At 60.0% G+C, this 25,183-nt stretch carries 22 protein-coding genes; 10 read left to right on the top strand and 12 right to left on the bottom strand.

The window, feature by feature from the left end; genetic code table 11:
• Positions 1-3: 3 nt before the first annotated feature.
• Genes AC22G1_RS16540 through AC22G1_RS16550 form a run of 3 tightly spaced genes read right to left on the bottom strand, consistent with a single transcriptional unit; the run spans position 4 to position 3,514 of the window.
• Positions 4-924: an ABC transporter permease subunit gene (locus AC22G1_RS16540; protein ID WP_487314342.1), complete on the bottom strand. Its 921-nt coding sequence runs from the start codon at positions 922-924 to the stop codon at positions 4-6.
• The gene (gene oppB / locus AC22G1_RS16545) at positions 921-1,844 is read right to left on the bottom strand and encodes an oligopeptide ABC transporter permease OppB (protein ID WP_487314343.1); all 924 of its coding nucleotides are present in this window, start codon (positions 1,842-1,844) and stop codon (positions 921-923) included. The genes AC22G1_RS16540 and oppB overlap by 4 nt, the downstream gene beginning before the upstream one ends.
• On the bottom strand, positions 1,841-3,514 hold the full coding sequence (locus tag AC22G1_RS16550) for a peptide ABC transporter substrate-binding protein (protein WP_487314344.1): 1,674 nt from the start codon (positions 3,512-3,514) through the stop codon (positions 1,841-1,843). The genes oppB and AC22G1_RS16550 overlap by 4 nt, the downstream gene beginning before the upstream one ends.
• 253 nt (positions 3,515-3,767) lie before the next feature.
• On the opposite strand from AC22G1_RS16550, the gene AC22G1_RS16555 reads away from it, so the two are divergent.
• The gene (locus AC22G1_RS16555; RefSeq protein ID WP_487314345.1) at positions 3,768-4,217 is read left to right on the top strand and encodes a DP-EP family protein; all 450 of its coding nucleotides are present in this window, start codon (positions 3,768-3,770) and stop codon (positions 4,215-4,217) included.
• 35 nt (positions 4,218-4,252) lie between these two features.
• Here the strand turns inward: AC22G1_RS16555 and AC22G1_RS16560 are convergent, their stop codons facing one another.
• Positions 4,253-6,319 carry a TonB-dependent receptor gene (locus AC22G1_RS16560; RefSeq protein WP_487314346.1) on the bottom strand — a complete coding sequence of 689 codons (2,067 nt, stop codon included), beginning with the start codon at positions 6,317-6,319 and terminating at the stop codon, positions 4,253-4,255.
• Between the two features lie 260 nt (positions 6,320-6,579).
• Here AC22G1_RS16560 and AC22G1_RS16565 point away from each other — a divergent pair, with 260 nt between their 5' ends.
• Positions 6,580-7,533, top strand: coding sequence for a GGDEF domain-containing protein (locus AC22G1_RS16565; protein WP_487314347.1), 954 nt, complete (start codon positions 6,580-6,582; stop codon positions 7,531-7,533).
• On the opposite strand, the gene AC22G1_RS16570 is transcribed toward AC22G1_RS16565, so the two are convergent.
• On the bottom strand, positions 7,517-7,861 hold the full coding sequence (locus tag AC22G1_RS16570; protein ID WP_487314348.1) for a hypothetical protein: 345 nt from the start codon (positions 7,859-7,861) through the stop codon (positions 7,517-7,519). The genes AC22G1_RS16565 and AC22G1_RS16570 overlap by 17 nt on opposite strands.
• Before the next feature lie 2 nt (positions 7,862-7,863).
• On the bottom strand, positions 7,864-8,862 hold the full coding sequence (locus AC22G1_RS16575) for an LLM class flavin-dependent oxidoreductase (RefSeq protein WP_487314349.1): 999 nt from the start codon (positions 8,860-8,862) through the stop codon (positions 7,864-7,866).
• Positions 8,863-9,079: 217 nt separating this feature from the next.
• Between AC22G1_RS16575 and AC22G1_RS16580 the strand changes: the two genes are divergently transcribed.
• A complete protein-coding gene (locus AC22G1_RS16580; RefSeq protein ID WP_487314350.1) occupies positions 9,080-9,502 on the top strand; it encodes a hypothetical protein in 423 nt (140 codons plus the stop codon).
• Positions 9,503-9,529: 27 nt separating this feature from the next.
• Here the strand turns inward: AC22G1_RS16580 and dctM are convergent, their stop codons facing one another.
• Genes dctM through AC22G1_RS16595 form a run of 3 tightly spaced genes read right to left on the bottom strand, consistent with a single transcriptional unit; the run spans position 9,530 to position 12,459 of the window.
• A complete protein-coding gene (gene dctM / locus AC22G1_RS16585; protein ID WP_050657863.1) occupies positions 9,530-10,813 on the bottom strand; it encodes a C4-dicarboxylate TRAP transporter large permease protein DctM in 1,284 nt (427 codons plus the stop codon).
• Positions 10,810-11,457, bottom strand: a complete 648-nt coding sequence (locus AC22G1_RS16590) for a TRAP transporter small permease (protein WP_050657864.1) — start codon at positions 11,455-11,457, stop codon at positions 10,810-10,812. Before AC22G1_RS16590 ends, dctM begins: the two co-directional genes overlap by 4 nt.
• A gap of 9 nt (positions 11,458-11,466) precedes the next feature.
• Positions 11,467-12,459, bottom strand: a complete 993-nt coding sequence (locus AC22G1_RS16595) for a TRAP transporter substrate-binding protein (RefSeq protein WP_487314351.1) — start codon at positions 12,457-12,459, stop codon at positions 11,467-11,469.
• A gap of 186 nt (positions 12,460-12,645) precedes the next feature.
• Here AC22G1_RS16595 and AC22G1_RS16600 point away from each other — a divergent pair, with 186 nt between their 5' ends.
• From AC22G1_RS16600 to AC22G1_RS16610, 3 genes are read left to right on the top strand one after another with little or no spacing between them, the layout of a single operon-like run.
• Positions 12,646-13,008: a winged helix-turn-helix transcriptional regulator gene (locus tag AC22G1_RS16600; RefSeq protein ID WP_050657866.1), complete on the top strand. Its 363-nt coding sequence runs from the start codon at positions 12,646-12,648 to the stop codon at positions 13,006-13,008.
• On the top strand, positions 13,008-13,427 hold the full coding sequence (locus tag AC22G1_RS16605; protein WP_487314352.1) for a secondary thiamine-phosphate synthase enzyme YjbQ: 420 nt from the start codon (positions 13,008-13,010) through the stop codon (positions 13,425-13,427). Before AC22G1_RS16600 ends, AC22G1_RS16605 begins: the two co-directional genes overlap by 1 nt.
• Positions 13,428-13,432: 5 nt before the next feature.
• Positions 13,433-13,630 (top strand): hypothetical protein, encoded by a 198-nt coding sequence (locus tag AC22G1_RS16610; protein WP_487314353.1) that lies wholly within the window; start codon positions 13,433-13,435, stop codon positions 13,628-13,630.
• Here AC22G1_RS16610 and AC22G1_RS16615 read toward each other — a convergent pair.
• The 3 genes from AC22G1_RS16615 to dnaB all read right to left on the bottom strand — a co-directional run bounded on the left by AC22G1_RS16615 (position 13,627) and on the right by dnaB (position 17,041).
• Complete coding sequence (locus AC22G1_RS16615; protein ID WP_487314354.1) at positions 13,627-14,433, bottom strand: hypothetical protein; 807 nt, start codon at positions 14,431-14,433, stop codon at positions 13,627-13,629. The two genes, AC22G1_RS16610 and AC22G1_RS16615, sit on opposite strands and share 4 nt — an antisense overlap.
• 125 nt (positions 14,434-14,558) lie before the next feature.
• A complete protein-coding gene (gene alr / locus AC22G1_RS16620; protein ID WP_487314355.1) occupies positions 14,559-15,632 on the bottom strand; it encodes an alanine racemase in 1,074 nt (357 codons plus the stop codon).
• Between the two features lie 5 nt (positions 15,633-15,637).
• Positions 15,638-17,041, bottom strand: coding sequence for a replicative DNA helicase (gene dnaB / locus AC22G1_RS16625; RefSeq protein WP_487314356.1), 1,404 nt, complete (start codon positions 17,039-17,041; stop codon positions 15,638-15,640).
• Positions 17,042-17,118: 77 nt separating this feature from the next.
• On the opposite strand from dnaB, the gene AC22G1_RS16630 reads away from it, so the two are divergent.
• From AC22G1_RS16630 to AC22G1_RS16645, 4 genes are all read left to right on the top strand, one after another.
• Complete coding sequence (locus AC22G1_RS16630) at positions 17,119-18,102, top strand: phospholipase A (RefSeq protein ID WP_487314357.1); 984 nt, start codon at positions 17,119-17,121, stop codon at positions 18,100-18,102.
• Positions 18,103-18,145: 43 nt separating this feature from the next.
• Entirely contained in the window at positions 18,146-20,308 is a 2,163-nt protein-coding gene (locus tag AC22G1_RS16635; RefSeq protein ID WP_487314358.1) for a S46 family peptidase, read from the top strand.
• 159 nt (positions 20,309-20,467) lie between these two features.
• Positions 20,468-22,540, top strand: coding sequence for an AsmA family protein (locus AC22G1_RS16640; RefSeq protein WP_487314359.1), 2,073 nt, complete (start codon positions 20,468-20,470; stop codon positions 22,538-22,540).
• 126 nt (positions 22,541-22,666) lie between these two features.
• Positions 22,667-24,979, top strand: coding sequence for a M48 family metallopeptidase (locus tag AC22G1_RS16645; RefSeq protein WP_487314360.1), 2,313 nt, complete (start codon positions 22,667-22,669; stop codon positions 24,977-24,979).
• Positions 24,980-25,183: the final 204 nt, after the last annotated feature.

Raw genomic sequence — 25,183 nt, forward strand, 5'->3', positions numbered from 1 at the left:
ATATCAGCGATCCTTGGGGTCGAGGGCGTCGCGCAGCCCGTCGCCGATGAAGTTGAAGCAGTAAACGATCACCGCCAGGAAGGCCGCCGGGATCACCAGCAGATAAGGGTGCGATTGCAGCACCGCCGCCCCGGCATTGACCAGGCCGCCAAGGGAGGTGAGCGGCGCCTTAACCCCCAGCCCCAAAAAGCTCAAAAAGGCCTCGAACAAAATCACCGACGGAATGGTGAGGGTGACATACACCACCACGATGCCCAGCAAATTGGGCACGATATGGCGGCGGATAATGGTGGCGCGCCCCACCCCGCTGGCCTGGGCCGCCTCTACAAATTCCTTGTTGCGAAGGCTTAAGGTCTGGCCGCGCACGATGCGGGCGATATCCAGCCAGGACACGGCGCCGATGGCGGCAAACACCAGGATAAGCTCGCGGCCAAACAGCACCATCAGGATGATCACGAAGGGAATAAAGGGAATGGAATAGAGGATATCGACAAAGCGCATCATGGCGCTGTCGACCCAGCCGCCCACAAAGCCGGCCGTTGCCCCCCAGGCCACCCCGATCACCAGGGTCACCAGGGTGGCTATCAACCCTACCATCAAGGAAATACGGCAGCCCCACATCACCCGCACCAGCAAATCACGGCCCAGGGCGTCGGTGCCAAAGAGGTGGCCGCCGCTCAAGGTGGGGCCGTGGTAGAGCATGTCCCAGTCGGGCTCGGCATAGCCGTAGGGCCACAGCCAGGGCAGCACGATGGCCGCCAGGGTAATAAGCCCCAGCACCCACAGGCTGGCGATGGCGGCCCGGTTGCGGCGCAGCCTTCGCCAGGCGTTTTGCCACAGGGAGCGGCCGGCCTGGCCTTGGCTCAGGCTTTGGGCCTTGGCCGCAGCGGCGCGGCCCGGAAACCAGTTCAATACACGGCTCATGACAGGCGCACCCTTGGGTCGAGCACGCCGTAGAGAATGTCGGCGAGCAGGTTAAACAGCACGATCAGCGCCCCGTAGAGGATGGTCACCCCCATCACCAGGGTGTAATCACGGTTCATGGCGCCGTTGACGAAGAAACGGCCGATGCCGGGCAGCCCGAAGATCTGTTCGACAACGATGGAGCCGGTCAGGGTAGCCACCGCCGCCGGGCCCAGAAAGGAAATAAGCGGCATCATGGCCGGGCGCAGGGCATGGCGAAAAATCACCACGCGCTCCGGCATGCCCTTGGCCCGGGCGGTGCGGATAAAGGGGCTGTTGAGCACCTCGACCATGGAGCCGCGCATCAGCCTGGCCATGTAGGCCACCAGCGGCAATGCCAGGGACACCACCGGCAAGATGAGGTAGGCCGGGTGGCCGTCGTTCCAGCCCCCCGCGGGCAGCCAGTTGGCCTTGACCGCCAGCACCAGCACCAACAGCGGCGCCACCACAAAGGCGGGAATGGAGATCCCTGCCATGGCGGCGGCCATGGGCACGTAGTCCCAGGCGCTGTTTTGCCTGAGCGCCGCCCGTATCCCGATGGGGATCCCCACCAGCATCGCCAGCAGCAGCGCCAGGCCGCCGATCACCAAGTCCACCGGAAAGCCTTCGTTTATCAGGTCATTAACGCTGGTACCCCGGTACACGAAAGAGGGCCCGAAATTGCCGTGGGCAATGTTGCCCAGGTAGCGGCCATATTGCTCCCACAGGGGTTCGTCCAGGTGGTACATGTGCTCGAGGTTGGCCTTGACCTGGGGCGGCAGGGCCCGCTCGGTGGTAAAGGGGCCGCCAGGGGCGGCGCGCAGCATGAAGAAACTCAGGGTGATGATCACCAGCAGCGTGGGAATGGCCCCCAGCACCCGGCGCAAGATAAACCGCATCATAAGGAGCGCTCCGTATGCTGACGAATGGCGATGTACCGGGCCAGGTGCAAAGCCACCACATTGGCTTTGACCCCTTCCACATAAGGCTTGATAAGCTCCGGCGATTTGTAGAAATACAGCGGGATAAGGGGCGCATCTTGGTTGAGAATGCGCTCGCCGGCGGCGTAATCGCCATAACGGACCGGGGTATCGAGCTCGCCGGCGGCTCTGGCTATCGTCTGCTGGTACTGCGAGTTGTGGTAGCTGCCGTAATTCATGGCGAAGTCTTTGAGAAACTGCTGGGCAAAGGTGTAGGGCTCGGGGTAATCCCCTACCCAGGCGCTCCAAAACAGCTTGGCGTTTTTAAATTGCAGATCCTGGAGCATCACCTTCCACTCTTCGTTGCGCAGCCCAATCTGGCTACCCAGGGCCTGGTTCCACATGGTGGTTACCGCTTCCATGTAGTTTTGGGTGTCTACCCCTTCGGTCATGTACAGCAGGTCAACCTTCAGCGGGTGCGCCTTGGAGTAGCCGGCCTGCTGGTAAAGCCGGCGCGCTTCGGCTAGGCGCTTGCTCATGGGCCAATTGGCCCATTGCGGCAGTTGCTGTGGGTAACCGGGCAGCGGCGGAAACAAGGAGTAGGCCGGTAGCGTCAAGCCGCCACCCAGCTTGTTGGACAACACCTTGCGGTTGAGCACCAGATTGAGGGCCAGGCGCAAGTCACGGTTATCAAAAGGTTTTTTGTTAACCATCATGCCCAGGTAGGCGGTGGCGTAATAGGGGCTGACCTGCACCTGCGAACCCAGGTTTTGCTTTAGCCAGCCGTAGTCGCTGGCGGGAAAGGCCGGGTTGTTGACCAAGTCCAGGTCGCCGGCCAGGTAGCGGTCAAGGGCCGAGGCCTTGTCGGCGATGGGGTATTCAATCTCCTGTTGCAGCGCCACATGGGCCGCGTCCCAGTAGTTGGGGTTTTTAACCAGGGTAAGGTGGCCGTTGATCACCCATTGCTTGAGGCTAAAGGCGCCGTTGCTGACCATGTGCTCGGGGCGGGTCCAGGCGTCACCCCACTTGTCGATGGCCGGTTTATAAAGCGGAAAGAGGTACTGGTTGTAGAGCATGGTCAAAAAGTAAGGGGTGGCCTTGGTGAGCCGCACCTCAAGGGTGTGAGCGTCCAGCGCCGTTACGCCCAGGCTCTTGGCTGGCATCTTGCCGTCGATAATGGCGCTGGCGTTGACAATGGGCGCCAGCGACTCGGCATATTCAGCGCCGGTGGCCGGGTCTACCTCCCGGCGCCAGGCATAGACAAAATCCCCGGCCGTCAGTGGCGCCCCGTTGGACCACTTGGCTTCGGGGCGCAGGTGAAATACGTAGCTTTTGCCGTCGGCGCTGACATCCCAAGACGAGGCAGTGCCCGGCACCAGCTTGCCATCGGGGCTTAACGTCAACAGTCCTTCAAACAAGTCCTGAATAACGTTAAAGGCCGGGATGCCGGTGGCAAGGGAAGGGTCCAGGGTGCGGGGCGACATGGAGATCCCCCGGTGCAGGATCTGCTGGGCGGCCGGCGCCAGTTGGTCTGAGACCTGATACTGGCGTACCGCCACTTGGGCGCTTTTACCCTCATCGCCACAGCCGCCAAGCAGCAGGGCCAGGGGGACAACAAAACCGAGGCCAAGGGCGCTCAAGCGGTGAGTCATGGCAGGTGTTCCTCGAGGTGACAGGTGCTCTGGCTGGGTTTAGAAAAGGCCGACAACAGCGCATTCCCCCTTGGTTTACCGATCAACGAATAACAAGGATGCGACTCGCCAGAAAAGCCAAAGTTCGGAGAAACTGAATTTTTTACTCGTCAACACCTGAGCGTAAAAGGCCAGCAAAGTGAAATAAGCGCTTGTATCAGAACAATAAAGTGCTTAAATGGCCGTTCATCTTTAAGGCTCGAAAAGGACTTCCATGACCCCTTTAAAAACACTGCTTGGCGCGGCTTTGCTGCTAAGCGCACCAGCCATGGCCGAGGGTCTGGCGCCTTGTGCGGCGGGTAGCGCCATTGACTTGGCAGTCACCATCGATAGCAGCGGCCAGCCGCAGTTTGACTATTCCCAGTTTGGGCAAAGCTGTAGCGGCGATGTGGAAGTGAGCGAGGCGGGTACCATCACCTATCGGCTGATTAACCTGGAGCAGGCCCCGCAAGGGCTGCGCTTTGTGGGCGCCGGTTTTGCCAACCCCTTTAACGGGGTGGTGGACAAAGTAGAGGTGAGCAGCGATGGCAAGACCTTGCAGCTTTATGACAGCAAGCAGGTGGCGGGCCCTGGTAAGTTCCAGTTTATTTTCAGCAGCAGCGAGAATGGGCTGTTATTGCTAAGCCCGGACCCTGAAATCATTAACGACAACGATCCAACATGAAGAAGAAAAGGCGCCTAAGGGCGCCTTTTCTTTCCTTAAAAACGATAACGCGCGCTGAGGTTCAGCGACCGCCCTTCCCCGCGAAGCTGGCCAAAGCCATTGGCGGGGTCTTGGCGATAATCGGCGATGCTGACGCCGCCAAGGGGCAGCTGGTAGTTTTTATCCAGCAGGTTGGTGATTGCCAGAGTTAGGGTAAGGGGTTTGAGGTCCCACTGGGAGCTGGCGTTTAACAGGCCATAGCCGGCGGTTTTATTTTCAAGGCGGTTGCTGTCCACCCGGTTTTTATCGCTCCCCCACTGCCATTCCAGTTTGTTGCTGGCCCGGCCCCACTGCTGGCTGAGCGCCAGGCTGCCGTTAAAGGGCATGATTTGGTAAAGCGGGGTGTGGCTGCCGTCGCGCTCGCCATGGGTGTAGCTGGCCTTGGCCGCCAGTTGCCACTGGCCAAAGGCGGTATCGGCCAGCAGCCAGGCGAGCTTGGCATCCACCCCGTAGAGGCGGGCATCAACGTTAGCAAACTCAAGGATATGGCGGGTGGCCGCGCCGCTATTAAAGCTGCCAATCACATCGGCATCGATAAAGTCATGCACCTTGGTGTAGAAGGGGCTGATGCTGCCTTGCAGGCTGTCGCCCAGGTACTGGTATTTGGCGCTTAGGGTGTAGGCGGTTTCGGGCTTGAGGTTGAGGTTGCCCACATAGCCGTTGGCGTCGCCGTTCCAGCCAATCATGGTGGTGGCCATGGTGGTGCGGCCCCAGGAGTAGCGCTCGTAGAGGTTGGGGGCGCGGTTTTTACGGGCCAGGCCAAATTGCAGCTGCTGGCGCTCGTCTAGCTGATAACTGGCGCTGGCGCTGATATCCACCAAGTTGTCGGTTTTGCTGCGGTCACTTTGGTTAAAGGCGGCAGCGGCGGCGTTGTCGGCGGCCATCATCATCGAGCCGTAACCTTGCACGGCGCCGGCGTTGGTGTGCACGCGCTCAAAGCGCAGGCCGTAGTTAAGGTGCCAGGCGCTTAGCTGCTGGTCCATCTCGGCGAAGGCGGCTAGGCGCTGGCGTTTGCCGTCGTTGATATTGATGTAGGTATTGGGCCCCATCATCATCGAGCCGGGCACCGCCGGCCAGCTGTCGTCGAGGCGAAAATCGTACAGCTCCTGGCCCAGTTTCAGGGTATTGCCGGTGCCAAGGGGCTGGCTCCAATGCAGCTGGTAGCTGCGGTCTACCCCTTTGGTGTCCATAGGCATGGTGCCGGCCTTCTCGGCGGTGAAAAAGCCCATTTCATGTTTGACCCGGTGCCAGTTGAGGCGGGCGTCCAGTTGGCCGGCGCTGAACTGGCGCTGGTACTGGGCGTTGACGCCAAAGCTGCGGTTGTCGGTCATGTCCATGTACTGGTTGGGAAAGCCCTGGAAGGGAATGGACTGGTGGGTCAGCTTTACCGCCAGGAGCTGGGTGTCGTCGCGGTAGGCGGCGGTCAGGGCATGGTTTTGGGCGCGGTAGAGGGTGTCTAGCACCTTGTCGCCGTTGCCGTCTTTATAGCTGTTGGCATCTTCATAGGCACCGTCGTATTTGAGGCTCAGCTGCTTGCTGGCAAGCTCGGCGCCAGCGCCGTAGGTTTGCACATTGCCGTTGCTTTTATAGCCGCCCGAGAGATACCCCCCCTGCCAGCCAAGCGCATCACTTTTTGAAAAATGCGGGTCTATGGTGGTGAGGCTTATTACCCCGGCGATGTTGTCGCCGCCCATGCTCACCGGCGTTACCCCGGCCATCACCTCTACCTGGCTGATTTGGTTGCCAGACACATAAGAGAGCGGCGGGTTCATCTCGTTGGCGCAGGCGCTGGAGATGTCGGCGCCGTCAATCAGCACCTTGACCCTGTCGCTCATCATGCCGTTCAAAATCGGTAGCGCCGAGACACCGCCAGCGGCAGAAAAATCCACCCCGCTGTTAGCCAGCAGATCTTCGGTAGAACCGGCAACGCTCTGGGGCAGGCTTTGGCCATGCACCTCTATGACTTCGAGGTTGTCGTCGGCGCGGGCGGTTTGCAGCAGGCTGGCGGCAACGATAATGGCCAGCGGCGAAAGGGGGAGGATACGGGTAGCAAAAGGGCTCACGGCCAGGCTCTCTTTTTGAAATTTGCCGCGAGTATAGAGAGCCGGGCCGAGCCTGCGAATGCGACAAATTGTCGCACCCTGCCCTGCAATAAGCGCTAAAAACACCTAAAGGGCCTTGCTAGAGGGCCCAGAAGGTTAAAACAAAAACCTTTAAATTCAAAATGATGAAAGAGAAGGAAGCCGGAAGGTAACAGTATAAGAAGAAACCTAGAGTTATCCCCATCAACACGGCTTGGGAAGAGCCCAGGGGAGCGAGCCAGATGCCACACTCAACCAAACCACCGGCCACAGTGACCAACGCGGACACCTTCTTTTTGTCCGCCGCCAACGAAGAAGACTTGCTGCGCATGGTCGTGCGCCAAATGCAGGAAGCCACGCTTCAGTTGGATACCGATGGCACCGTACTTTGCGTTAATACCGCAGCAGAGGGGCTGCTGGGAAAAGACGCATCGCACTTTGTTGGCCGGCCTTGGCATCAGTGGCTGAGCTCGCCCTGGAAAGAGCAACTAGAGGCAATCTTTGCCCAGCAAAACAATAAGCTGAACCACCAGATCATCGAACCAACAGAGATGACGGTGACGTTCGGCGACAGGGACATGCTGCCGGTTAATTTGTCGTTGTCTTTTATCCCGGCCAAGACCGCCTGCTTTTTGGTGAATTTGCAGGATCTGAGCCGCCATAAAGACGAGGTCAGCGAGCTGTTTCGCCTGGCCTCAACCGACAGCCTGACCGGCCTTGCCAACCGCCGCACCTTTTTGGACGTATTGGAGCAGCAGTGGCAGAGCTATACCGCCAAACGGCGGCCGGTCAGCGCCATTATGATCGACGTGGATTACTTCAAAACCTTCAACGACTGCTATGGCCATATCAACGGTGACAAGTGCTTGCAACGCATCGCCCGCGAAATAAGCCAAGCGCTGCCGGACAAGGAATGTCTGGCAGCCCGCTACGGCGGGGAAGAATTTGCCGCCCTGCTGCCCGGTTACAACCGCCAGCAGGCAGAAAGCGTGGCCCACCTTATTCGCCAGCGTATCAACGCCCTGGATTTTGCAGCAGCCGGTTTGGGGAGCGATGTGCGGGTAAGCGTCAGCCAGGGTATTGCTACCGAGGTCAACGGCCAGTTCCGTACCGCCGAGGCCCTGCTGTTTGCCGCCGACACCGCCCTGTACCGAGCCAAGGCCGAGGGGCGAGACCGCATCAACCTTTCTTGCTAAGGGCAAGATGCAGCGCCGCCCAGGCGCCAGCCAACACAGCCACTGGCACCAGCGGTTTAAGCCAGGGCCAGGGCAGCTGCCACAGCGCCCAGGCACCTAGCAGCCAAAGTGCCAGCCAGCTAAGGCCGATTTTCCCCAGGTGAGCCACCCCGGCCCCCATGGGCCAAGCCACCAACCCCACCAGGGCCAGGGCATTCATCAGGGCGCCAGCCAGCATCGCCGGCCACCAGGCGCCGCCAAAGGGAGGCAAGGGCCAGAGCCCGGCGCCCAAAAAAGGCACCCATACCAAGGCCAGCCACGACAGGTGTTCCCTCACCTTGTTTGCCAAGCCTACTCCTTAACCGACATCAGGATGGACAGTGCCTTGAGGCGCTGGGCCGGATCGTAGATATCGTTGGTGAACATCAGCTCGTCGACCTGAAGCTCATTAACGATGTTCTCCAACTCGGCCCGGATGGTAGCAGGGCCGCCCATTACCTGGAGCCCCAGCACGGCATTAACCGAGGCCTTCTCTGGCTCGTTCCAGTAGGGCGCCATATCTTCAACCGGCGGGCGCAGCCACAACGGCTCACCCCGGTTGCGGGCCAGCATTCGCCGCTGGGAGCTGGTGGCAATGTAGGCCGCCTGTTCGTCGGTTTCAGCAGCCACCAAGGGCAAACCCAGCATCACATAGGGCTTGGCCAGGGTGGCTGAGGGGCGGAATTGGCTCTTGTATAGGCGGATGGCATCAAACACGAAGCGCGGCGCAAAGTGGCCGGCAAAGGCATAAGGCAAGCCGCGCTGCGCTGCCAGTTCGGCGGCAAAGAGGCTGGAGCCCAGTAGCCAGATAGGTACGTTGGAGTCTTCACCGGGAATGGCTCTGACCCGGGTGCTGTTGTTGTCTCTAGGGCCAAGCAAGCGTTGCAGCTCGGCCACTTCGGCCGGGAAACGCTCGGCCCGCATTGGGTCGCGGCTCAGGGCGCGGCTGGTTTCAGGGTCGGTACCCGGCGCCCGGCCAAGGCCGAGATCGATACGCCCCGGATAGAGGCATTCGAGGGTACCAAACTGCTCGGCCACCACCAGTGGCGGGTGGTTGGGCAGCATGATGCCACCGGACCCCACCCGGATGCGCTCGGTGCCGCCGGCGATATAGCCAATCAGCACTGAGGTGGCGGCGCTGGCGATGCCTTCCATGTTGTGGTGCTCGGCCAGCCAGAAGCGGTTAAAACCGAGGCTGTCGGCCTCGCGGGCGTAATCGAGGCTGTGGCGCAGGGTTTCACCGGCGCCCTGCCCTTCACGCATGGGCGCCAGTTCCAACAGGGAAAAGGGGATTTGGGAAAGCAAAGACATAAGGCCTCCTTTTAACTGAGGCCTCCCAGTCTATGCCCCTGTGCCTGCACAAAACAGTAGGCACCAAGTGGGGAATGGGGCACCAAATGGAAACTCTCTATCTAAGAAGGCCTTAAACAAGAACTACTTACATCAACAGGTTACCGGAAGGCCCTTGGCTGTTACCGAACCTAGAGTAGCTGTTAGCAAATAGCGTCTCTGGTTAAGGAGGGTCAACATGGCAGCGGAAAACGGTTACAACCTCTGCTCCACCCATTTTGCCAACAACGTCTTAAGGACCGACGGCCATATGGTGAATTGCCAATATGGCGCTGGCCCCTGGGAGCGTTGGCAGCTTCTTAACGCCAGCCAGGCTCCGGGCTTTTACCTGCAGTCGATGCAGTTTTTGGGGCGTTACCTGTGCGTGCTGGGGGAGAACCTCGCCATGACCAGCTCTGAGCTGGAAGCCACCGCCTTTACTCTGGTGCGCTGTAACCCGGCCGATGCGTCTTTGGTGGCCTTGCAGGGGCCAAACGGGGATTTTCTGGCCATAACCAGCGGCATGCACGCCCCTTATGGGCCGGGCAGCGGCAAGGTGCAGATGAGCCCCTTTAGCGAGCTGGCGCTGCTCAGATTACAGCTCGCCCAGCCCAGTACATGAAAAAGCCGCCCGAAGGCGGCTTTTTTATCAGGGCATACCCAGGAAGTTGGGTAGCCACAAGGATACGGCGGGGATGTAGGTCACTATCATCAAGAAGCCCAGCAGCAGCAACAACCAGGGCAAGGCGGCCCGGATGGTCTGCCCCAAAGGCATGCCGGTGACCGCCGAGGTCACAAAGAGGTTGAGCCCCACGGGCGGCGTGATAAGGCCTATCTCCATGTTCACCACCATCACCACCCCCAGGTGGATGGGGTCGATGCCGAGGTTAACGGCGATGGGGAACAGGATCGGCGCCAAAATCAGGATGATGGCCGACGGCTCCATGAAGTTACCGGCCAGCAGCAGCACGATGTTGACGATCAGCAGGAACATCCAGGGCGACAGGCCAAGGCCGGTTACCCAGGCCGCGATGGTCTGGGGAATTTGCTCTGTGGTCAGTACGAAGGCAAACACCATAGCGTTGGCGATGATAAACATCAGCATGATGGTGAGTTTGCCAGCGTCCAGCAGTACCCGGGGGCACTCGCTTATTTTCATGTCTTTGTAGACAAAGAGCGCCACAAAACCGGCGTACACCGCCGCCACAGCTGCCGCCTCGGTGGGGGTGAACATACCGGAATAGATGCCGCCGAGGATGATCACCATCAGCAGCAGGCCCCAAATGGACTTGCGGCCACTGGAGAGCCACTCCCGCAAGCTGACCCTCGGCATTGCCGGCAGGTTCTTCTTACGGGCCACCACATAAATGGCCACCATCAGCCCCAGGCCCAGCAGCAGGCCGGGGATAACCCCTGCCATAAAGAGCTTGCCTACCGAGGTTTCGGTAGCGGCTGCGTAAACCACCATCACGATAGACGGCGGAATAAGGATGCCCAGGGTACCGGCGTTACAAACGATACCGGCACCGAACTCTTTGGGGTAACCGGAGCGCACCATGCCGGCAATGGCAATGGAGCCAACCGCCGCTACCGTGGCCGGTGAAGAACCGGACAGCGCCGCAAACAGCATACAGGCCAGCACGGCGGCAATGGCCAGGCCGCCACGAATGTGGCCCACCGAGGCATTGGCAAAATCAATCAGCCTTCTTGCTACGCCGCCGCTGGTCATAAAAGCGCCGGAGAGCAGGAAGAACGGAATGGCCAGCAGGGTGTAATGCTCTGAGGTTTCAAAGAGCTTGATGGTCAAAGACCGTACCGAGTCCTGGCTGAAAAAGAGGATGGTCAGCGCCCCGGACAAACCCAGGGAGATGGCAATAGGTACCCCTATCAGCATCAGCAGGAACAGCATGAAAAAGAGGAACAGGATGGTCATTTGTGCTCCTCCCCGTCGACAACGTGTTTCAGGGCATCGCCGGCCTCATCGGCCAGGCCAAGCCCGGTTTGCAAACCACGGATAATGCGCACCAGCACCTCGGCAAAACGCAGCCATACCAGGGCAAAGCCCACCGGCACCACGGCACCGATATACCAGAGCTTGATGTGGATTTGCTCTAAGTCTTCGGCGTAGAGGTTGGCGTTGAACAGGGTTTTTACCCAGTCAAAGCTGGCGTAAAACATCATGGAGGCGTACAGCAGGCAGGCCAGGGCCGCCACGATGGCCAGCACCTTTTGCACCGGCTTGGAGCACAGCTTCACTACGGCATCCACGCCGATGTGGCCGGCAGTACGTACCCCATAGGCCATGCCCAGGAACAGCAGCCAGGCAAACAGGGCCTTGGTCAGGGCGGTGGACCAGGTCATCTCCTGGGCCAGGCCGATAAAGAAATCGCCGACCTTCAGAAAGAAATCACTGGAGGCGGTCCAGTCCTTATCCGCCAGCCAGTCTGAAAGATCGTAGAACGGGGTGTAGAGGTTATTCAGGACCACATAGACAAATGTCACCAGGGTCATGGATGCCAAAAGGAAGGCGATAGCGCCTTCCTCCAGCTTGGACCAGAACTTATATACAGCAGCCATCAATAGACCTTATTTTGCGTCGTTGGCAGCCAGTGCAGCGTCGATAACATTGCTGCCGATCTCGCCTTCAAACTGCTTCCATACCGGCTTCATGGATTTCACCCACTTGGCGCGTTCTTCTGGAGTCAGTTCAATCACTTCAGAGGTACCGGAATCGATAACCGCCTGTTTGGCTTTTTGGTTCAGAGCCCAGGCCTCGGCGTTTACCTTCTCGGTGACTTCGCCCAGAATTTCGTCCAGCTGGCTGCGGATATCAGCAGGCAGGCCATTCCAGAACTTGGTGTTGGTGATCACCATGTAGTCCAGCACGCCGTGGTTGGACTCGGTGATGTACTTCTGCACCTCGTTGAACTTCTGGGAATAGATGTTGGACCAGGGGTTCTCGGCACCGTTAACCACGCCGGTTTGCAGGCCTTGGTATACCTCGGCAAAGCTCATTTTACGCGGGTTGGCGCGCACGGCTTTGAACTGAGCATCCAGCACGTCAGAAGACTGTACGCGGAATTTCAGGCCACGGGCATCACGGGGCTCACGCAGCGGCTTGTTGGCAGACAGCTGCTTCATGCCGTTGTGCCAGTAGGCCAGACCGGTGATGTTGTTGTTTTCCATGGATTTGAGCAGCTCTTTGCCGGTGGCGCTGTGCTGGAAACGGTCAACCGCATGGATGTCGTTGAACAGGAACGGCAGGTCAAATACCTGGAGTTTCTTGGTGTACTGGCCGAATTTGGCAAGGGAGGGGGCGATCATCTGCACGTCGCCGAGCAGCAGGGCTTCCATTTCCTTACCATCGCCATACAGGGAAGAGTTAGGGTAAACCTGTACTTCCACCTTGCCCTTCAGGCGCTCTTCCACCAGCTTTTTGAACAACAGGGCACCCTGGCCTTTAGGGGTGCTGTCCGCCACCACGTGGGAAAACTTGATGACGATAGGGTCTGCCGAGGCCATACCGGAGATACCGATAGCCAGGGCACACAGCAGTGCTTTAGCAGTGAATTTGAACATGAGGAGTCCTCTCATTGGTATGACCTGTGGGGCCACTTTTTTATCTGCAGGGCAACCAGTAAGTTACTTGGTTAACAAGATGGTAGCAGCACTTGAGAAGAGCGGATATTCGACCTTTGGTTAGCCATTTGCCATCAACGGCCATAAGGGTTTCAATATCATTAAATCCCCGGCTGGCGGCTCCTGATGCCTAAAGAACAACCTTTTGTTTTTATCGAAACCTGCACCCCGCGCCGGGTGCTGGAATTGTTCAGCACCAAGTGGACATCCATGGTGCTTTACGCCCTGAAAGGCGGGCGCCTTCGCACCGGCGAGCTGCAACGTTGTCTGCCCGGCATCAGCAAGAAAATGCTCACCCAGACCCTTCGCGAACTGGAAGCCGACGGCCTTATCGACCGCACCGTCTACCCCGAGGTGCCGCCCAGGGTGGAATATGACCTGACCGACACCGGCCGGCTCTTTATCGAGCCCATCGAAATGCTCTACGACTGGGGCCGGCGCCACGAAGGGCTACTGGGTAGCCTCAAGCTTCGAAGGGGCAAAAGCTGATGTGGCAGCAAAAGACCCTGGCCCTTGCCCCACGCCGACGCGGCTTTCACTTGATAACCGACGACGTCCTGGCCGCCCTGCCAGAGCTTGCCCGGGTCAAAACCGGCCTGTTGCATGTGTTTATCCAGCACACCTCGGCCAGCCTGACCCTCAACGAAAACGCCGACCCAACGGTGCGGGGCGACATGGAGCGGCACATCAACGTGCTGGCCCCGGAGCGCGCCTCCTACTACCAGCACGACTACGAAGGCGACGACGACATGCCCGCCCATATCAAGGCCTCCTTGCTGGGCGCCAGCGTCAGCATTCCGGTGGCCGGTGGCCGCTTGCTACTGGGCACCTGGCAGGGCATTTGGCTTGGGGAACACCGCGACCAGGGCGGTAGCCGCCGCTTGGTGCTGACGCTGCAAGGAGAATAAGCGCCATGGACTTTTCAAATCTCAATAAAAAGACCGCCAAGTCCTTTAATGACCAAAAGGCGCTGATTAAAAAGGTGATGGCGGGGCGCACTGTGCCCTGCCCTGTCTGCAAAGGCCCGCTGGTATTGCATCCACCGGGCAGCGCCACCCCCGGCATCCGCTGCGCCAAGGGCTGCACCGATATTGCGCTGGAGTTTGATTAAATCTCTTTGCCTGCCGAATCGAGGTTGGCTCTGGAGACGTAGTAGAAAGTGCCGTCGGCAATTTTCAGGAACAGCGCCAGGTCGTGGTGTTGTTCAAAACTTGCCACGGCCATTGCGTTACGGCTCTGCAAAACCCCCATCTCGTTATTACCGCCGGAGGCAATAATGGCCCGCACCGCGCCCTCGTCTTTTTTCAAGGCCGAGATACGCAGTTTGGCCATGTCATTGATAAGGGCCAACTGGGCTGGGGTGGCTTGGTCGTCTACCGGCAGATAGGCGTCGCACAGGTTAATGCGGTACTGGCCGCATTGGCGTTTGGAGGTTTGCCCCCTGACAAACCACACATCGTCGATGCGATATTGGTCTGGCAGCCAGCGGGCAATGAGGGTAGCGCTCTGGGCATCAAAATCGCTAAACAGCGCCGTGAGAGCGGCGGCTTGATTGCTGACCCTTTGCTTTTCTGAGTCACTGGTGGAGAAGCTGATAACAGCGGTATTGAGCGTCAATATCTGCTTTCTGGTAAGCCCGTAGGCACCGTTGATAAAGCCGAAGAAGAAGTTGCGCTCGCCATCGGTTACCGGGGTGGTGTTGGACTCCAGATACATGGGCGCATAGGGGCCTTGCAGGGAAGCAAAGTCGGGAAAGCTGAGCTCGTTGGCCATTTGTTCGGCCATGGGCCCCAGCCCCTGGGTGATGCGGCTCATCTCGGCCTTGTCGACCTTTGTGCCCACCTTGTCGCCTGCAGCCTGCACCCCGAGCGACAGCCACAGCAGTGGCAAAGCCCATATCGCCTTGTTACCCATCTCGTTACTCCCTCTTCCTTGAAGACCAAGATTAATATCTTGATTTAGCTTAAAAATAAAGCCGAAAAGCGGTTCTTGGGAGCAGCCTCACGCCATAAAAAAGCCCGCTTTCGCGGGCGTTTTTATTAGACGAATTCGTAGCGCACCCTTTGGGCGATATTGCATAAAAGCTCGTAGCTGATGGTGCCGGCGCACTCGGCCACTTCTTCCACCGGCACTTGCGGCCCCCACAGCTCCACCTCGTCCCCGACTTGGTCTTTGGCGTTAGGGCCCAGGTCGACGGTGACCATGTCCATGGATACCCGGCCCACCAACGGCACCTTGCGGCCACCAACAAAAAGCGGGGTGCCGCTTTTGGCGTGGCGCGGGTAACCGTCGCCATAGCCCATGGCCACCACGCCAATCACGGTGTCTTGCTCGGCTGTCCAGGTGGCGCCGTACCCCACCGGCTCACCGGCCTTGTGACGTTTGACCGAAATCAGGCTTGAGACCAGCCGCATGGCGGGTTTGAGCTGGTAATGGACGGCGCTCTCGCCAGCCATGGGGCTGGCGCCGTAAAGCATCAAGCCGGGGCGCACCCAGTCAAAATGAGCCTGGGGCAGGCTTAAAATGGCGGCGGAAGCGGCCATGGATACCGGCCCCTGCCAGTGGCTGGCCAGCGGCAGGAACTGGTCAATCTGCTGCTGGTTAAGGGGGTGGCCTTTTTCGTCGGCACAGGCGAAATGGCTGATAAGCCCCACCGGCGGCGCCACCTTGCCGGTGGCCAGCAAGGCGTCGAGGTAAGCTGGCACCTCGGCAGGGGCCAGGCCAATGCGGTGCATGCCGCTGTCGACTTTGATCCAGGCGGTAATAGGCCCTGGCATCACCACCGAGCGCAGCATCTCCAATTGGGCCTGGGTATGGAACACCGCTTGCACCCCTTCGCTGGCCATCACCGGCAGATCGGAGGCGTTAAAGCAGCCTTCGAGCATCACCAGCGGCTGGCGAATGCCGGCGGCGCGCAGCGCCAGGGCCTCGTTGAGGCGGGCTACCGCAAAGGCGTCGGCCTGGCCAAGGGCCTTGGCCACTTCCACCTGGTTGTGGCCGTAGCCATTGGCTTTTAGCACTGCCAGCACCCGGGCGTTGGGGGCGTGGCGGCGCACCACGGCAAAATTGTGGCGAAGGGCCTTGGTATCAATAACAGCGGTAGCGACTTTCATGGCGCTTAGTAATCGTCCTCGAAGGCAGGGCCGGCGTAGTTATCAAACCGCGAGAAGTGGCCCTGGAAGGTAAGCCGCACCCGGCCGATGGGGCCGTTCCGCTGCTTACCGATAATGATTTCTGCCGTGCCTTTGTCGGTGGTCTCCGGGTTATAGACCTCATCCCGGTAGATGAACATGATAAGGTCGGCGTCCTGCTCGATAGAGCCCGATTCCCGAAGGTCCGAGTTTACCGGGCGTTTGTCGGCCCGCTGCTCCAAGGAGCGGTTGAGCTGCGACAGGGCGATAACCGGGCACTGCAACTCCTTGGCCAGGGCCTTGAGGGAGCGGGAGATCTCGGCGATCTCCAGGGTCCGGTTGTCCTGCATGCCAGGCACCGTCATCAGCTGCAGGTAGTCCACCATGATAAGAGAAATGCCGCCGTGCTCACGGGCGATACGCCGGGCACGGGAGCGTACCTCGGTGGGGGTCAGACCCGACGAATCGTCGATGTACATGCGGCCCTTTTCCATCAGCAGGCCCATGGTGGAGCTCAGCCGCGCCCAATCGTCGTCGTCCAGCTGGCCGGTACGGATTTTGGTTTGGTCGATGCGGCCCAAGGAGGCCAGCATACGCATCATGATCTGCTCGGAGGGCATCTCCAGGGAGTAGATCAACACCGGTTTGTCCTGGGTCATGGCCGCGTACTCGGCCAGGTTCATGGCAAAGGTGGTTTTACCCATGGACGGACGAGCGGCCACGATGATGAGGTCAGACGGCTGAAGCCCCGCTGTCATTTTGTCGAGATCCTGGAACCCGGACGACACCCCGGTCACGCCGTCGTGGGGCTGGCCGAACAGCTTTTCGATACGGTCGACGGTTTTTTCGAGGATGCGCTTGATGTCCTGGGGACCCTCGTTGGCGTTGGCACGACTCTCGGCAATCTTAAAGACCTTGCTCTCGGCCATGTCCAGCAGCTCTTCGGTGCTGCGGCCCTGGGGGTCGAACCCCGACTCGGCTATCTCGTTGGCAACACCAATCATCTCCCGCACCACCGCCCGCTCACGGACAATCTCGGCGTAGGCGTGGATGTTGGCGGCGCTGGGGGTGTTGCGGGCAATCTCGCCCAGATAGGCAAAACCGCCGGCTTCTTCGAGGACGTTTTCCCGCTCCATTTGCTCGGAGACGGTGATCAAATCCAGCGGCTTGTTCACCGCCATCAACTGCACCATGGCCTTGAAGATGAGCCGGTGAGCACGGGAGTAGAAATCCTGCTCCACCACGGCTTCCGCTACCCTGTCCCAGGCCTGATTGTCCAGCAGCAGGCCGCCCAGCACGCTTTGCTCGGCCTCCAGGGAGTGCGGGGGAACCTTGAGAGCGGCGACCTTGGAGTCACCTTCCTTATTGAAAGCTTTGCGCTTTTCGGCCATGACGTCAGTATCAGTTCAATCAAAGGCCCATTATTATGGGGCTAAAGTTCCTGAACCTAAAGACTCACGGAAGAACCATGATCAAAGCCTGTGTTTTTGCCCTTTTGCTGCCGGTTGCCGCCACCGCCGCCGACAACCCTAAAAACGAAACCCAGACCAAGACTCAAAAGGAACCTGCCACCACCAAACCGGTGGAAAATGAATCCGACATCGCCGTTGAGCCGCCCCAGCCCGAGACCATCGAGGAGCGCGCCAAGAAAGATGACGGCTTGGTGGAGCAGCGGGTCAACCGCGAGAAGAGCACCGCCGAAAACCCCTTTGTGATTACCCCGCACCAGCCCAACTACATGCTGCCGGTGTACTACCGCAAAGACCCCAAGCCCAACTCCTACCCCGGTGAGCTTGAAAACGACGAGAACCTCGACGACGTGGAATTTAAATTCCAGCTCAGCCTGAAGTTTCCGCTGGCTTTCAAGATGTTTGGCGGCGACAACAGCCTGTGGGTGGCCTACACCCAGCAATCTTACTGGCAAGCTTATAACTCCGGGCTCTCCTCACCGTTTCGCGAGACCAACTACGAGCCGGAAATTTTCATGAGCTTTAACGTCTCCGACGACTGGTTCGGCATCAAGCCCAAGTACGTCAATGTTGGCGCCGTGCACCAGTCCAACGGCCACTCCGACCCTTACTCGCGCTCCTGGAACCGCATCTACGCCAGCTTTATCTTCGAGACCGACAACGCCGTGTTCCAGGTTAAACCCTGGTACCGCATCCCCGAGAACCGTGAAGACGACAACAACCCCGATATCGAAAAATACCTGGGCTACGGCGAATTTAGCGGGGTCTACGTGATGGGTAACTACAGTGTCGACTTCATGCTGCGCAACAACCTGCGCGGCAGCGACAACAAAGGGGCCCTGCAACTGGGCTTTACCTTCCCCCTTTGGGGCAAATTGCGGGGCTATGTGCAGTACTTTAATGGCTATGGCGAGTCACTCATCGACTATAACCATGCAACTCAAAGCATTGGCACCGGGATCATGCTGACCAACTGGCTGTAAGCCACTACACTGGCGACATTCTGAATCAGGCAAGGATATCGCCATGAAAACCAAGCTGTTAGCGGCCAGCACCCTGGCTCTTTTCAGCCTTTGCAGCCAGGCCAACGAAGGCCAATGGCAACCGGCCCAACTGGCTCAGCTGGGCCAGCAACTGGATGCGGTGGGCATCCGCCTCGATGCCCAGCAGCTCGCCAATCCCCTGGATTTCCCCCTCAATGCGGTGATCTCCCTAGGCTATTGCTCCGGCGCTTTTGTCTCCCCCAATGGCCTTATCCTCACCAACCACCACTGTGGTTACGGGATGATCCAGCACAACTCCACGGCCACCAACAACCTGATTGAAAAGGGCTTTATTGCCAAAGCCTATGCCGAAGAGCTGCCCGGCGGCCCCCAGGAGCGGATTTATGTGACCCGCGCCATCGACGATGTCACCCAAGCGGTGCTGGCCAAGGTGGGCCAGCAAACCGGCAAGGCCCGCTTTGACGCTATCGAAGAGGCTAGCAAAGCCCTTATCAAGGACTGCGAGACCGACGCCTTTACCCGCTGCCAGGTGCGAAGCTTCCACGGCGGCCTCTCCTACCAGCGCATTACCCAGACCATGTTTAAAGACGTGCGCCTGGTGTACGCGCCCCCAGAGGCCATAGGTAAATTTGGCGGCGACACGGATAACTTCGAATGGCCCCGCCACACCGGCGATTTCTCGGTGCTGCGGGTCTATGTGGGCCCCGACGGCAAGCCTGCCGAATACAGCCCCGACAACAAGCCCTATCACGCCGAGCATTTCCTGCACATCAACGCCCAGGGCGTGCGTGAAGGTGACGGCATTTTGCTGGCTGGCTACCCGGGCTCCACCTCCCGCTACCGCCTGGCCTCGGAAGTCAATTTTGCCAAAAACTGGACCTACCCCACCCAGGCCGCCGACTACCGCCAAACCCTGGCCATTATCGCCAGCCAAAGCCAGGGCCACCCCGAATGGGCCGTGGCTTACGCCAGCACCGTGGCGAGCTTTAACAACCGCATGAAAAAGCTCGAAGGGCTGATAGACGGCTTTAAACAAACCGATATCGCCTCCATCAAGGCCCAAAAGGAAGCGGCCTTGCCCAGCAAAGCCCACCTTGAGGCCCTGGAAAACGCCCTGAAAGAGGCCCAGCCCCAGTGGCAGCGCCAGTGGTATCAGGCCCTAAGCCACCAGTCGGCGCTGCTGGACACCACCATACGCCTCTATCGCAACGCCCTGGAGCGCCAAAAGCCCGATGCCGACCGTAAAGCGGGCTTTCAAGACCGCGACCAAGCCATGCTAAAAGCCGGCCTTGAGCGCCTGCAAAGCCGCTTTGTGCCGCAAATCGACCAGGCCATCTGGCAAGCCAAGCTCAGCCACTACCTGGCAAGCGACTACCGCGACCCGGCCCTGGATGCCCTGTTGCCGATCGTTGAGGGAAAACCCGCCTTAGGCGCCCTTTACCAGCACACCGCACTGCTTGATGCCAAGGCCCGCCTGGCGCTGCTGGACATGGACGCCGCTGCCTTTGCAAAAAGCCAGGACCCAATGGTGAAACTGGCGGTCGCCCTCACCCCGCAGGTGATCGCCGCCGAAGACCAGGAAGAGGCCCTGGACGGTGAGCTCTCGGCGCTGCGCCCGGCCTACATGCAGGACATCATCGCCTACAACGAGGCCCGCGGCCTGCCGGTGTACCCCGATGCCAACAGCACCTTGCGGGTGACCTTCGGGACCGTGGCCGGTTACCAGCCACGCGACGCTGTCTATTACGGCCCCTTCACCTCGGTGGATGGCATCTTGCAAAAAGAGCAGGACAGCGGCGAGTTTGCGGTGCCTGAGGCCCTTAAGGCCGCCATTAAAGACCGGCGCTTTGGCCAGTTCGAGCGCGATACCCTGTCGCCCAAGCCAGCCTGGTACTGCACCTTGCTGCCCTGCCCGGCGGTAAAACCCTTTAACTCGGTGCCGGTGGCGTTTTTGTCCAGCGCCGACACCACCGGCGGCAACTCCGGCTCGCCGGTGATGGATGGCCAGGGCCGCCTGGTGGGCCTTAACTTCGACTCCACTTATGAGTCCATCACCAAGGACTGGTACTTCAACCCGCAGATAACCCGCGCCATTCACGTGGATATGCGTTACGTGCTGTGGCTGCTCGAGTCGGTGTACCCGGCCCCCAATCTCTTGGACGAAATGGTGATAGAGCGCGAGTAACGGCGCTGTCAACAAGCCGTTGGATAATCTATCGAAACACATTAAAGCCTTGATTCAGCCTGCTTTTGGCAGGCTGAATTGCTAACTTATATCCTAAGTTAAATGCCATAGGCTCCCGGCCGACCCCGGCCCTGGTGTGAGCGGAGCAAAGGAGAACACATGAAAGCAGGCAAGATCCTGGCGATAGTGGTGGGGGTCATTCTGGTGCTGGTTATCGCCCTGGTGGGCTTTATCCTCAGCATCGACCCCAACAGCTACAAGGGCGAGATCCAAAAGGCTGTGCAGGACAACACCGGCCGCGAGCTCAAGCTCGATGGCGACCTGGGCTGGACCTTCTTCCCATCCATTGGCCTTTCCATCGAAAAGGCTGCCGTGTCCGAGCCTGACGGCTTTGCCAAAGGCACCACCGCCCAGATTGGCGACGCGAAAGTGTCGGTTAAACTGATGCCGCTGCTCTCAGGCAATGTGGAAGTGAACGGCGTGACCCTGAGCGACGTGGTGGTGAACATCAAGCCCAGCGACACTCAGGTCACCCAGCCCGAGGCGAAAACCGACGCCCAAACCGCCCCTGGCGCCCCAGACTTAAGCGCGCTGAAAAAACTCAACCTCGGCAGCATCACCCTCAACAATATCCAGGTCAACATGCTGGATGCCAAGGGTAAAACCACCCAGCAACTGGTGCTGGATGAAATGACCCTGGACGGCTTTGCCCCTGGCGGCGACTCCAGCCTGCATGCCCGCTTGCACACCCTCGGTGCCCAGCAGGCCGTGGCCACCCTGGACGCCCAGGTGAAATTCAACGACCAACTCACCACTATTACCCTGCCGCGCCTGGCCGCCACCGTGAAGCTCTCCGGCGACGGTTTTGCCAAGCCCATCGAGACCCAGTTTGCCTCCAAGGGCGAGCTGGATCTGGCCGCAGCCACCCTGACCATGGACAGCCTGCAGCTGGACGTGGGCAACCTGGTGCTGACCGGCAAGCTGGCCGCCAAATCCCTGTTTGCCGACCCCATGGCAAGCGGTAGCCTGAAAATAGAGAAAACCGACCTGCGCGGCCTGGCCGAGCGCTTAGGCATTGCCCTGCCAGAGCGCGCCGACAACAGCACACTCTCGGACTTTGCCCTGGGCTTTGACTGGCAATACGGCCAGAAAAAAGCAGCTCTGACCAACCTGGCCGGTAACCTGGACCAAACCAAAATCAGCGGTTCGGCCAAGGTAGACGTGGCCACCGCCGTGCCCGATTTGGCCCTGACCCTGGCCCTGGATAAATTCGACGCCGACCGCTACCTGCCACCAGAGTCAGACAAACCTGCGACCGCCAGCACCCCGGCCGAAAGCGCCGGCCCGCAAATCGAGCCGGATCTTTCTGCCCTGCGCGGCTTTAAGGCCAGCGCTGATTTAAGCCTCGGCGCCCTGACCATCAAGCACGTCAAGATGCAGGACATCAGCCTCAAGGCCAGCAATGACCGTGGCCAACTGGCCCTGGCCCCGCTCAGCGCCAAGCTCTACAGCGGCGCCATCAAGCTCAGCGCCCAACTCGACGCCCGCAAACAACCGGCGCGCCTGGCGGTGCAAAACGAGCTGAGCGGCGTGCAGATTGAGCCGCTGCTTAAAGACTTCATGCAGTCCGACAAGCCGCTGCTGGCCGGCACCACCAGTACCAAGGCCAACATCACCGCCATTGGCCTTACCCCCAACAGCATCACCGAGAGCCTCAACGGCAGCGCCGACTTCCAGTTCCGCGACGGCGCCGTGTACGGCATCAACGTGGCCCATGAGCTGCGCAAAGCCGGTGCCATCCTCAAGGGCCAAAGCGCCCCGCAAGAGGACTCCAAGAAGACCGACTTTGCCGAGTTGTCCGGCTCTGCCACCTTCAAGGACGGCAAGATGAACAACCCGGATCTGCTGTTGTCTTCGCCGCTGCTGCGGGTAACCGGCGCCGGTGATATCGACCTGCCCAAGAAGACCCTGGACTACGCCGTGGCCGCCAAAGTGGTGGGCACCCTCAAGGGCCAGGACGGCAAGTCCATGGATGAGCTCAAGGGCATTACCCTGCCAATCAAGATCACCGGCAGCTTCGACGATCCCAAGGTCCGCCCGGATATGGACGCGCTGTTAAAAGGCAAGGCCAAGGAAAAACTCGACGAAGAGAAAGACAAGGTCAAAGACAAGCTCAAGGACAAACTGGGCGAAAAGCTCGGCGACTTGTTCAAGAAAAAAGAAGGCAACTGAGCAAGGCCCCGCAAGGGGCCTTTTTTTATGGCCAAGGCTCTGGCCCGTGCCCTGCCCGCCATTCCATGCAAGCCCCGCTGCTGCTAGTATCGGGCGATATTTACTCATCCAAGGAAGGAGTCGTAGATGGCGCAGCACGCCCTCTATCCTGCCGGCCCGGCCAAGGTGCCGGCCAGTCTCACCAAACCCCGCCGTTCCTACCAGCGCCAGGCTACCATCGCCATGCTGGGGCTGACCCTCTTTATGCTGGGCTACATCGCCCTTGGGATCTGCTTTGGCATTGTCAGCGTCAGGGGCATCGAGCACCTGCTGGAGCGCTTTGACTGGGTGCGGCTGCTGGTAACGGTGTGCGCCTCGCTGCTCACCCTCTTTATGGCCAAATCCCTGCTCACGGTGCGAAAAGGCGGTAACCCCGGCGGCATCGAAGTGAGCGCCGAGCAGCAGCCGGAGCTGTTTGCCTTTGTCCATCAGCTGGCCGACGACATCGGCGCGCCCCGCCCGCACCGGGTGTTTTTAACCCCGGAGGTGAACGCGGCGGTGTTTTACGATCTGTCGCTGATGAACCTGCTGCTGCCCTCGAAAAAGAACCTCATCATCGGCCTTGGGCTGGTGAATGTGCTGAGCCTGGGGGAGCTCAAAGCGGTACTGGCCCACGAGTTCGGCCACTTTGCCCAGCGGGCGATGATGGTGGGGCGCTGGGTGTACATTGCCCAGCAGATCATCGGCCATATGGTCAGCACCCGCGATTGGCTGGATAAGCTGATCAGCTTTGTCAGCCGCACCGACCCGCGCATCGCCTGGATTGGCTGGCTGCTGGGGCTGGTGATTTGGTCTATCCGGGCGGTGGTGGACAGCCTATTCCGGCTGGTACTGATGGCCGAGCGCGCCCTCAGCCGGGAAATGGAATTTAACGCCGATCTGGTGGCGGTGTCGGTGACCGGCAGCGACGCCCTGGTCAACGCCCTGCATAAACTCCAGGCCGCCGACCACGGCTGGCAAACCGCCATTGACGTGGCCCGCAGCGAAGCGGGCAGAGGCAAGCGCCTGGGGGACTTATTCAGCGCCCAGCACATCACCATGGACGCCATGCGCACCGTGCTGGACGACCCCGGCTACGGCAAGCCCCCCGCCGCCGAGGAAGGCTGCGACCCGGCCCAGCACCGAGTCTTTGATGAAGACATGGCCCGGCCGCCGCAGATGTGGGCCAGCCACCCGGCCAACCGCGACCGGGAAGACAACGCCAAGGCCTGTTATATCGCCGCCGACATCGACCATCGCTCGGCCTGGGTGCTGTTTAGCGAGCCGGAGGCGCTGCGCCAGCAGCTGAGCCGCGATTTTTACAACCCCGAAAAGCGTGACGAGCTGGAGCCGGTGGCAGAGCAAGACGCCGTGATGCGCCGCTTTAGCCGCCAGTCTCTGCACCCGCGCTACCGGGGCAACTACCTGGACCGCGACCTGATGCGCAACTTCGCCTCCCTGGACGAATTGCTGCAAACCGGCGCCGAGCCCGGCACGGCCCTGGCCAGCCTCTACCCGCAGAGCCTTAAGGAAGATCTCGCCTCGGCCCGCAACCTCGATATCGAGATCGCCACCTTAAAGGCCTTGCAGCGGGGCGAGTTGCAGCCCTCGGGCGGGGTGATCCGCCACCGCGGCGAGGAAATCAAAAAAGACGACATCCCGCGGGTGCTAAAAGCCCTGGCCGCCGAGCACCAGCAGTTGGCCCACACCCTCAAGGAGCACGATGCCCTTTGCCACCGCTCACACCTGCAAGCCGCCGCCAGCCTTGGCCAGGGCTGGGAGCCCTACCTCAAGGGCCTGTTGGGGCTGCTGCACGCCTGCGAGCACATGGCGGCGGTGGTACGTAACGAACAAGCCCTGCTGGCCAATACCTGGCTGGTGATCACCGCCGACGGCCAGGTGGGGTATTTTGAGAAAAAACGCATGCTCAAGGTGGCCACCAGCGTTGGCGCCGTGATGGAAACCATCAACCAGGCCATGGCCGAGATGGTGCCCACCCAAAAATTGCTGGCCCACTTCGAGATTGAAAACTGGCGCGACTCCTTCCCCGAGTTTGGGCTGGTGGCAGTGGACAAACACAACTGGGGCGAATGGTGCCCTGCGGCCCATGAGCGCATGGACAGCATCGCCGGGGCGCTGGAATACATTCGCGACCTGCTGCTGGACGACCTTATCGAAGCCGAAGGCCAGGTAGAAAAAATGGCGGCCGGCGAGCTTGAGAGTAAAGCCGCGCCAACGCCTCCGGCAGCGCCGCCCAGCTACCCGGTGCTGATGCCGGGCAGCGAACACCAGTTGCAGCGGCGCCTGGACCTTTGGAACCGCTTCCAGCTGGCCCATGGCACCCTGCCCACCCTGGCAAGGCTGTTGGTGTCCATCGCCATTGTGGGCGGCACCCTCTATGGTGGCTGGGTGCTTGCCTGAGTGAAAACGGCGGCCCAGGCCGCCGTTTTTTATCCCCTCCCCGCCCTCGGCCGAGGCAAATTATTCAGATGCGGCACCTTTGGCCATCTTGCCCCTGCTCATTCAGACAGGCTGACAAAAGTTCATACAATAACCAGCCGTATTCTCCTTCTGGCACCCCAAGGTGCCCGCCGCGCGGACAAGGAAAACCGCGACGCCGAACAT

This window comes from Gallaecimonas zhanjiangensis, assembly GCF_057624825.1.